The organism is Rhodopseudomonas sp. B29 (assembly GCF_000333455.1).
GTDB lineage: Bacteria > Pseudomonadota > Alphaproteobacteria > Rhizobiales > Xanthobacteraceae > Rhodopseudomonas.
This window is the reverse complement of record NZ_BADD01000272.1, coordinates 1-1,665: the sequence shown is the minus strand read 5'-3', so window position 1 is coordinate 1,665 and position 1,665 is coordinate 1. Positions and strand designations below refer to the sequence as shown.

General features: G+C 67.5%; 1 protein-coding gene. It reads right to left on the bottom strand.

Annotated features, from left to right (window positions below; all coding sequences use genetic code 11):
• Positions 1-285 precede the first annotated feature (285 nt).
• The coding region (locus tag I5M_RS09970; protein ID WP_040771646.1) for an LPS biosynthesis protein at positions 286-1,665 on the bottom strand (1,380 nt) is incomplete at its 5' end.

Here is a 1,665-nt window from a genome sequence, read left to right as displayed (position 1 = left end):
GGCCGCGACCGCCCGCGCCAACGTGTTATCAAGCACAATCCGGCTCTGATGCAGATGGCGCAACGCCTGCGTGGCGCGCTACGGCGCTAGCGCTCTTCTGTTCTGGCGAAATCAGAGCCCGCGCTTCAATCGCCGCCGTCATCCCGAGGTGCCCGCCGGGCCGCGCTAAGCGCGGCGCGGCGGGCCTCGAAGGACGGGCTCCGGGCACCCTGGCCGCATCCTTCGAGGCGCGCTACGCGCGCACCTCAGGATGACGACACTGTACTTGTAGTAAGCGCCTTAAAGTCACGCCGCAGCGAAATGCGCGCTCGAGGCGCTTACTTCCGGAATCGCGGCTCGCACCATCGCCACGTCGGAGAAGCCGATCGCGACGAGTTGCTCCGCCATCTTGGCGCGTGCCGCCTCCGGCATTGCCGGATCCGGCACCACCACGGCGCGGGCGCCGGTGGTCAGCAGGTCAGCAGGCAGATCAGACGCGGTGCCGGCGGCCAGCAGGATGTGATCGTAGACGCGGTACAGCGCGCTCACCGCAAGCGACAGCCGCGGCGACTGCAGCAGCGCGCGGTCGAAGCCGGGCCGACCGGCGCTGACGAGGTGCAGCGACGAAAACCGGTCGCGGCTGATGACCTGACCGAACGACGCCTCGCCCTGCATCAACTCGGCCAACCCAGGAGCCACCGCGTCGGCCGAGGCCGACTGCAGCACGGCCGGCGCTTCCGACAGATCGATCAGCACCACCTTGGCGTCTCTAGCCAGGAGCCGCGCCAGCGCCAATGCAGTGCCGGTGACGATTTCGGCTTGGCCGGTGCCCAGCACCGTGATCTTGCGGGCGGCTTCGCCAGCCCTACGCAGGGTCGTGGACAAGCTCTCGACATCGCCGAGCGGCGCCAGTTCGACCGGTGGCTCGAACACCGGCGCGGCGACGACAGGCGGAACCGGCTCGGCAGCGCGGGCGACCGGCACCAGCTCAGGCTCTACCACCGGCACAGCGCCGCGGCCACGCGGAGAGGTCATGCGCAGCAGCTCACCTGTCGCGATGATGCCGCCACTCAGCATCAGCATACCGAGAGTCGCAATCAGCACGATGGGCAGCTTCTTGGGATAGGCCGGGGTGTTGGAGACGATGGCGCGTGAAATGATGCGGCCGTCGGCCGGCGCCTGATCGATCGACTCGCGTGTCGTCGCTTCACGATACTTCGCAAGGTAAGCTTCGAGCAGATCGCGCTGCGCCTTTGCCTCACGCTCCAGAGCGCGCAGTTCGACGTCCTGGCCGTTGGTGGCGGAGGCCTGCTTTTTGAGTTGATCGAGGCTCGCCTGCAGATTTTCGACACGGCCGCCCGCGATCCGCGCGTCGTTCTCGAACGAGCGTGACAGCTTGACGGCCTCGTCGCGGAGCTGGCGCTCGAGGTCGGCGAGCTGCGCCCGCATTTCCTTGATACGCGGATGATTGTCGAGCAGCGTCGACGACTGCTCGGCGAGCTGCGCTCGCAGCGTTACGCGCTGTTCCGACAACCGGCGCATCAGCTCGGAATTCAGCACCTCGCTGGCTTCGATCGGGCCACCGCTCTTCAGCATCTCCTTGATCAGCCGCGCCTTGGCTTCGGCGTCGGACTTCAGCGCGCGCGCATTGGCGAGCTGGGCGTTGACGTCGCCCATCTGCGGTGA